We start from the raw sequence: 6,722 nt of genomic DNA on the forward strand, positions 1-6,722 counted from the left end.
GCGCTTTGGCTGTTGCGAATATCCAATCCCGAATCCCGAATCTCATTCCGAAGGAACATGAATGAAATGGTTTGAAATCATCCTGGTTGTGCTGACCCTGGGCTCGGGCCTGGTAGTGCTGCTGGACAAGCTGTACCTGCGCAAGCGCCGTGCCGAGAAGGCCAGCCTGCTGGACAGCGAAGAGCCGGCGGTGGTGGATTACTCGCGCGCGTTCTTCCCGGTGCTGGCGGTGGTGTTGATCCTGCGCAGCTTCGTGGCCGAGCCGTACAAGATCCCCTCCAGCTCGATGATGCCCAACCTGCTGATCGGCGATTTCATCCTGGTCAACAAGTTCTCCTACGGCTTCCGCCTGCCGATCACCAATACCAAGATCATCCCGGTATCCGAGCCCAAGCGCGGCGACGTGGTGGTGTTCAAGCCACCGCATGCGCCGGACCAGAACTGGATCAAGCGCGTGATCGGCCTGCCGGGCGACCGCATTGGCTTCCACGGCGATACCTTGTCGATCAACGGCGTGCCGATGGTCTACGAAGACCGCGGTGAATACGTCGGCAAGGGCCCGGGTTCGGAAATGACCGGCGCCTCGCTGTTGACCGAGCAACTGCCGGGCCGCAGCCACACCGTGCTGGAGCTGCTGGGTCGTGCCGACCCGCGCGGGCAGGGCGACTGGGTGGTGCCGGAAGGCCAGTACTTCGTGATGGGTGACAATCGCGACAACAGCGAGGACAGTCGCTTCTGGACCCAGACCCACTTCCTGCCGGAAGAGAATCTGCGGGGCAAGGCATTCCTGATCTGGCTGAACTGTGAAGGCTGGTTCTGCAAGGGTAGTTTCGAGCCGTCCCGCATCGGGTCCGGCATTCAATGAGTGGACAACGCGTTTCTGGGGAGATCGCAATGAAGCAAAAGCAAGCAGGTATGACGCTGACCTCGTTCCTGGTCGTGTTGGCGGTAGTGGGCTTCGCGCTGTTCATCGGCATGAAGCTGTTCCCGATGTACCAGGAGTATTACTCCGTGCGCTCGGCGCTCAAGAGCATCGCCGCCGAACCGGGTTCTGGCAGCCTTGACCCGAGCAAGGTGCAGGAGCTGTTCTTCAAGCGCATGGACATGAATTACGCCGATGACCTGCGGCCCGGCGACCTGAAGATCGAACGCACCGGGGATGGCCTGCGTATGGTCGTCAGCTATGAAGTGCGCCGCGAAATGATTGGCAACCTCGATGTGGTGGGCAAGTTCAACGCATCCCAGGATCTGAAACGGACGGGTAGTGAATAGAACGTTCCAACGGGGTGACCTGATCGGCCACTCATTCAAGGATCAGGGTCTGCTGAAGCAGGCCCTGACCCATCGCAGTGCCGGTGCGCCGCATAACGAGCGCCTGGAGTTCCTGGGCGACAGCATTGTCAACATGCTCATCGCCGAAGCGCTGTTCACGCGCTGGCCGAAGGCTGACGAAGGCGCGCTCACCCGCGCGCGTTCGGCGCTGGTCTGCGAAGCCGCATTGGCAATCATCGCGCGCAGCCTGGAGCTGGGGGAGCGGCTCACGCTGGGCCCCGGCGAGATGAAGTCCGGCGGCCACCGCCGTGACTCCATCCTTGCCGATACCTTCGAGGCAGTGGTTGGCGCCATTTATCTGGACGCAGGTTTCGAGGCTTGCCGCGAGCGGATAATGCCGTGGTTCGAGGCCTCGCTGTCGGCGGTGCCGGCAGGCAAGCCCGAGAAAGACCCCAAAACACGCCTGCAGGAATGGTTGCAGGCCCGGCAGAAGACCCTGCCGGTATACGAGCTGGTATCGGAGACCGGCGACGACCACGCCAAGCACTTCCATGTGCGCTGTTGCGTGGCTGACCCTGCCGTAAGTACCGAAGGCGAAGGCACTTCGCGACGGCTGGCCGAACAACAGGCGGCAGCGGCCGCAATAGAGCAATTGGATTCCAAGTGAACGACACCACCTCCTCTCATCGCTGTGGCAGCGTCGCGGTCATTGGCCGCCCCAACGTTGGCAAATCGACCCTGACCAATGCGTTGGTCGGCGCCAAGGTCAGCATCGTCTCCAACCGACCGCAGACCACCCGTCATCGTCTGCTCGGCATCGCCACCTACCCGGAAGGGCAGCTGGTGCTGGTCGACACCCCCGGACTGCATCGCCAGCAGAAGCGCGCGATGAACCGGGTGATGAACCGCGCCGCGCGTGCGTCGCTGGAAGGCGTTGATGTTGGCCTGCTGGTGATCGAAGCCGGTCGCTGGGACGAAGAAGACACGCTGGCCTTCAACGTTCTGCGTGATGCGGGCGTGCCGGTAGTGCTGATCGTCAACAAGGTTGACCGGATGAAGGACAAGGGTGCGCTGCTGCCGTTCCTGCAGGAGATCACCGTTGGCCGCGAATTTGCCGCTGTGCACCCGATCTCGGCGCTGAAGCGCAATGGCCTCGACGCGCTGGTCCGCGACCTGATCGGGCTGGTGCCGGAAGGCCCGCCGATGTTCGGCGAAGACGAGATCACCGACCGCAGCCAGCGTTTCCTCGCAGGTGAGCTGGTCCGCGAGCAGCTGATGCGCCAGCTCGGCGAAGAACTGCCTTACGCCACTACCGTGGAAATCGAGCGTTTCGCCGAAGACGGTGCGCTGCTGCGCATCGGCGCGGTGATCTGGGTCGAGCGCGAAGGCCAGAAGGCGATTGTCATCGGCAAGGGCGGCACCCGCCTGAAGGAAATCGGCGCCAAGGCGCGTCTGCAGATGGAGCGTTTGTTTGGTGCCAAGGTGTTCCTGGAAACCTGGGTACGCGTGCGCGAAGGCTGGTCTGACGACGAGGCCGCGCTTAAGGCCTTCGGCTACGGCGAGCAGTAAGCTCTCAGCCGGGAATCGGGAGTAGGGGATCGGGAATGGAAACGGCCTGGTTCTGCTGCAACTTGCGATCCCGGCTGTTAGCTGGCATGTAACAGGTCAGGTTGCGCGATGAAGGCCGACGCTGCGACGACGCACTTTCGTAGCAACGGCCTGCCGCGAGGTCGTCTGAAGGGAGCCGGCTGGTTCAAGGTGAAGGGCTGCTCCGACTCCCGGTTCTCCATTCCCGACTCCCCACCTTGAGATGCGCATCGAAGACCAGCCCGCTTACGTGCTGCATGCCCGGCCCTGGCGCGAGACCAGCCTGCTGGTCGAAGTGTTGAGCCTGGAGCATGGCCGCCTGGGTTTGCTGGCGCGCGGTGTGCAGGGGCCGAAGAAACAGGCATTGCGGGCGGCCTTGCAGCCGCTGCAGGCGATCAGGTTCGATGCACAGCAAAGCGGTGAATTGGCCCAGCTGCGCCGCGCCGAAAGCCAGGATGTAGCGCCGCGACTGCAAGGCCACGCGATGCTGGCCGGCTTCTACATCAACGAGCTGGTGATGCGGCTGACGCCGCGGCAGGATCCGGTTCCCGAGCTGTACTCGGCTTATGGCGAGCTGCGTGGCCAGCTGGATCAGGAGCAGATGCTGGCATGGTCGCTGCGTCGCTTCGAGCGCGACCTGCTCGAGGCCTTGGGCTTTGGCTTCGACTGGGGTTGTGCGGCCGACGGCGAGCCGATCGATCCGGCGGCGCGTTATCTACTGGATCCACTGCAGGGGCCGCTACGCCTGCTGAGTGAGCGCAACAACGAGCGGCGCGCGCTGGCCACCGGCAGCGCGCTGCTGGCCTTGGCCGCCGACGAACAGCCCGACAGCAGCGATGTTGCCAGCCTGCGCCTGCAGATGCGCGCGGTATTGCTGCACCATCTCGGCGGCCGCGGCCTCAAATCCTGGGAAATGCTGGGCGAACTCGCCCGTTCGCAACCGTAGTGCCGAGCCATGCTCGGCAGAGGCTTCACCTGTAGTGCCGAGCCATGCTCGGCAAGGGGCTTCACCTGTAGTGCCGAGCCATGCTCGGCAAGGGGTTTCACTGGTAGGGGCCATGCCGAGCATGGCTCGGCACTGCATCTGATCAGCGCAACAGGGCGCTGACGGCGCTGCCGAATTGTTGCCGCGCCTGCATCGATGCCGGGTCGTGGTTCAGTTGACGCACTGCAAAGGCCAGGCGCGAAGCACCGACAAAGCCGCAACTGGCCTGCAACCTGTGCAGTTGCGCGTGCAGGGTCTTGTCGTCGTGTTCTTCCAATGCGTGGCTGACCGCATCGCGGGTACTGGGCAACTCCGAGAGGAACAGTTCACGCAGCGCACGTACATGTGCCTGTTGCCCATTCAGGGCGCTCATCGCCGCGGATTCATCCCAATCGGGCGCAGCTTCGGCAACGGGGCCATCGGTTTTTGCCGTGGACTTCGCCAACGCACGACGCACGCTCTTCAGCAATGCATCGCGGCTGATCGGTTTGACCAGTGTTTCCTGGAAGCCGGCCTGCTGCAACGTGTGCTGCATTTCCTGGCTGGTATCGGCGGTATGTGCCAACGCCGTGGTCTGCGGATGCAGGCCGCGCAAGCTGCGCAACAGATTGGCACCGTTGCCATCGGGCAGGTTCACATCGAGTAGCCAGAGATCGTAGGTTCGGCTCTGCGCCAAGCGCATCGCGCTGGCGCAGGAATCGGCGATATCGACCTTGGCCGGTAGCGATTCCAGCACGAACTGGAAGAAGCCCTGGCTGGTCATATCGTCCTCGACCAGTAGCAGGCGCGGCAGGTTTCCTTGGTGATGCGTATTCATCTGCTGCCTCCATGTCAGCTGTAACCCGCATCTTAGCGATGGCGCAGCGATCTGCAAGCCATCGGGGTGTTCACGTTAAGCATCTGCGACAATGGCCGCCCTTTTGCCCGCAGCCTGTTGCCACGTGGCCCGATCCAGAACCCCCCGCATAGACAAGACCCCGTTCCAGACCGACATCCTCGACCTGAGCCACGACGGCCGCGGCGTGGCCCGCCGTGAAGGCGAGGGCAGCAAGGTCACCTTCATCAGCGGCGCCCTGCCGCATGAGACGGTGATGGCCGAGCAGACCGCCAAGAGCCGTCATTTCGACGAAGCAAAGACGCTCGAAGTGCTCAAGGCCTCGCCGGACCGCGTTGAACCGCGTTGCCCGCATTTCGGTGTGTGTGCCGGCTGCGTGTTGCAGCATCTGGAAGCGTCCAAGCAGATCGTCGCCAAGCAGCAGGTGCTGACCGACAACCTGACCCGTATCGGCCATGTCAGCCCGGGCAGCGTGTTGCCGGCGCTGGTTGGCGACAGCTGGGGCTATCGCCGCAAGGGCCGCTTCTCGGTGCGTCGCGTCGAGAAGAAGGACAAGACCCTGGTCGGCTTCCGCGAATTGGATCCGCGCTTTGTCGCCGATCTGTCGCAGTGCCTGACGGTGATTCCGGAGATCGGCAGCAAGGTCGGCGTGTTGTCTGCGTTCATCGAAAGCCTGGACGGCAAGCGCGATATCCCGCAGATCGAATTCATCGCCGGTGATGCGGCCATTGCGCTGACGGTGCGTCACCTCGCCCCGCTCAGCGATGCCGACAAGCAGGCGTGGATTGCTTTCGGCCAGGAACATGGCTTTGCCATCTACCTGCAGTCCGGTGGCCTGCACACCGTGGCACCGTTGTGGCCGGCTGAAGGCGTTGCGCTGTCGTTCGCGCTGCCGCAGTGGGATGTGGAACTGGCGTTCCGTCCGCTGGACTTCATCCAGGTCAACGCCAAGCTCAACCAGCAGATGATCGCGCATGCACTGACCCTGCTTGATGCGCAGCCGGATGAGCGCGTGCTCGACCTGTTCTGTGGCCTGGGCAACTTCACCTTGCCACTGGCGCGCAGCGTGCGCGAAGTGGTGGGCGTGGAAGGTGAGGCTGGACTGGTCGCGCGCGCCAAGGAAAACGCCGAGCGCAATGGTCTGGCCAACGCCGAGTTTTACGCTGCCGATCTGACCCTGGATCAAAGCCAGGCACCGTGGATGAAGCAGGGCTTCGACAAGCTGCTGCTCGACCCGCCACGTTCGGGTGCGATCGATGTGCTCAAGCAGTTGCCGCTGGAACAGTTCAAGCGCATCGTCTACGTGAGTTGCCACCCGGGCTCGCTGGCACGCGATGCCGGTTACCTGGTCAACGAGCGTGGTTTCACCCTGGTATCGGCCGGTGCGATGGACATGTTCCCGCACACCGCGCACGTGGAAAGCATTGCCGTATTCGAGAAGAGGTAAGCGGTGGGTATCGAGATCGAACGCAAGTTCCTTGTCACCAACGATGACTGGCGTGCCGCTGCGCACGCCGTCATCCCGATGGCGCAGGGCTATATCAACGATATGGCGGCGATGGACAGTGGCGCGCAGAAGGCTTCGGTGCGGGTGCGCATCCAGGGCGACGAGGCCTACCTGAACATCAAGTCGCGCGAGCTCGGCCACACCCGCCAGGAATTCGATTACCCGCTGCCGGTGAATGAGGCGCGTGAGCTGCTGGCGCTGTGTGTTGGAGGCCTGATCGACAAGCGCCGGCATCTGGTCCAGCACGGTGGGCTGCTGTGGGAAGTGGATGAATTCCTTGCTGACAACGCCGGGCTGGTAGTGGCCGAAGTAGAGCTGCAGAGCGCCGATCAGGTGTTCACCAAGCCCGACTGGGCCGGTGCAGAAGTGACCGACGAATTGCGTTACTACAATCTGGCCTTGGCATCGAAGCCGTACAGCCAGTGGTAAAGCGCTGTTTGTAGGAGCGGGGGGGGGGGGGGGGCGGCGCGGCGCGCCCGCGGGGGGGGGGGGGGGGGTTTTGGGTTGTTTTTTTTTGTGGGTGGGGGTGGGGGGCG

The 6,722-nt window shown here is 63.2% G+C and carries 8 protein-coding genes; 7 read left to right on the forward strand and 1 reads right to left on the reverse strand.

What is annotated here, in order from left to right; genetic code table 11:
* The first annotated feature begins 61 nt into the window (after positions 1–61).
* The 5 genes from lepB to recO all read left to right on the forward strand — a co-directional run bounded on the left by lepB (position 62) and on the right by recO (position 3,805).
* Positions 62–865, forward strand: a complete 804-nt coding sequence (gene lepB / locus ACVOLV_RS03940; protein WP_481553236.1) for a signal peptidase I — start codon at positions 62–64, stop codon at positions 863–865.
* On the forward strand, positions 862–1,272 hold the full coding sequence (locus ACVOLV_RS03945; protein ID WP_481553237.1) for a DUF4845 domain-containing protein: 411 nt from the start codon (positions 862–864) through the stop codon (positions 1,270–1,272). The genes lepB and ACVOLV_RS03945 overlap by 4 nt, the downstream gene beginning before the upstream one ends.
* Positions 1,265–1,939, forward strand: a complete 675-nt coding sequence (rnc, locus tag ACVOLV_RS03950; protein WP_481553238.1) for a ribonuclease III — start codon at positions 1,265–1,267, stop codon at positions 1,937–1,939. The genes ACVOLV_RS03945 and rnc overlap by 8 nt, the downstream gene beginning before the upstream one ends.
* Entirely contained in the window at positions 1,936–2,841 is a 906-nt protein-coding gene (gene era / locus ACVOLV_RS03955; RefSeq protein ID WP_481553239.1) for a GTPase Era, read from the forward strand. The genes rnc and era overlap by 4 nt, the downstream gene beginning before the upstream one ends.
* 241 nt (positions 2,842–3,082) lie before the next feature.
* Entirely contained in the window at positions 3,083–3,805 is a 723-nt protein-coding gene (gene recO, locus ACVOLV_RS03960) for a DNA repair protein RecO (protein WP_481553240.1), read from the forward strand.
* Between the two features lie 142 nt (positions 3,806–3,947).
* On the opposite strand, the gene ACVOLV_RS03965 is transcribed toward recO, so the two are convergent.
* Entirely contained in the window at positions 3,948–4,661 is a 714-nt protein-coding gene (locus tag ACVOLV_RS03965) for an Hpt domain-containing response regulator (protein WP_481553241.1), read from the reverse strand.
* 124 nt (positions 4,662–4,785) lie between these two features.
* On the opposite strand from ACVOLV_RS03965, the gene rlmD reads away from it, so the two are divergent.
* A complete protein-coding gene (rlmD, locus tag ACVOLV_RS03970) occupies positions 4,786–6,126 on the forward strand; it encodes a 23S rRNA (uracil(1939)-C(5))-methyltransferase RlmD (RefSeq protein WP_481553242.1) in 1,341 nt (446 codons plus the stop codon).
* 3 nt (positions 6,127–6,129) lie between these two features.
* Complete coding sequence (locus ACVOLV_RS03975; protein ID WP_481553243.1) at positions 6,130–6,615, forward strand: CYTH domain-containing protein; 486 nt, start codon at positions 6,130–6,132, stop codon at positions 6,613–6,615.
* Positions 6,616–6,722 lie beyond the last annotated feature (107 nt).

The sequence above is a fragment of the Stenotrophomonas sp. STEN023 genome (assembly GCF_056760135.1).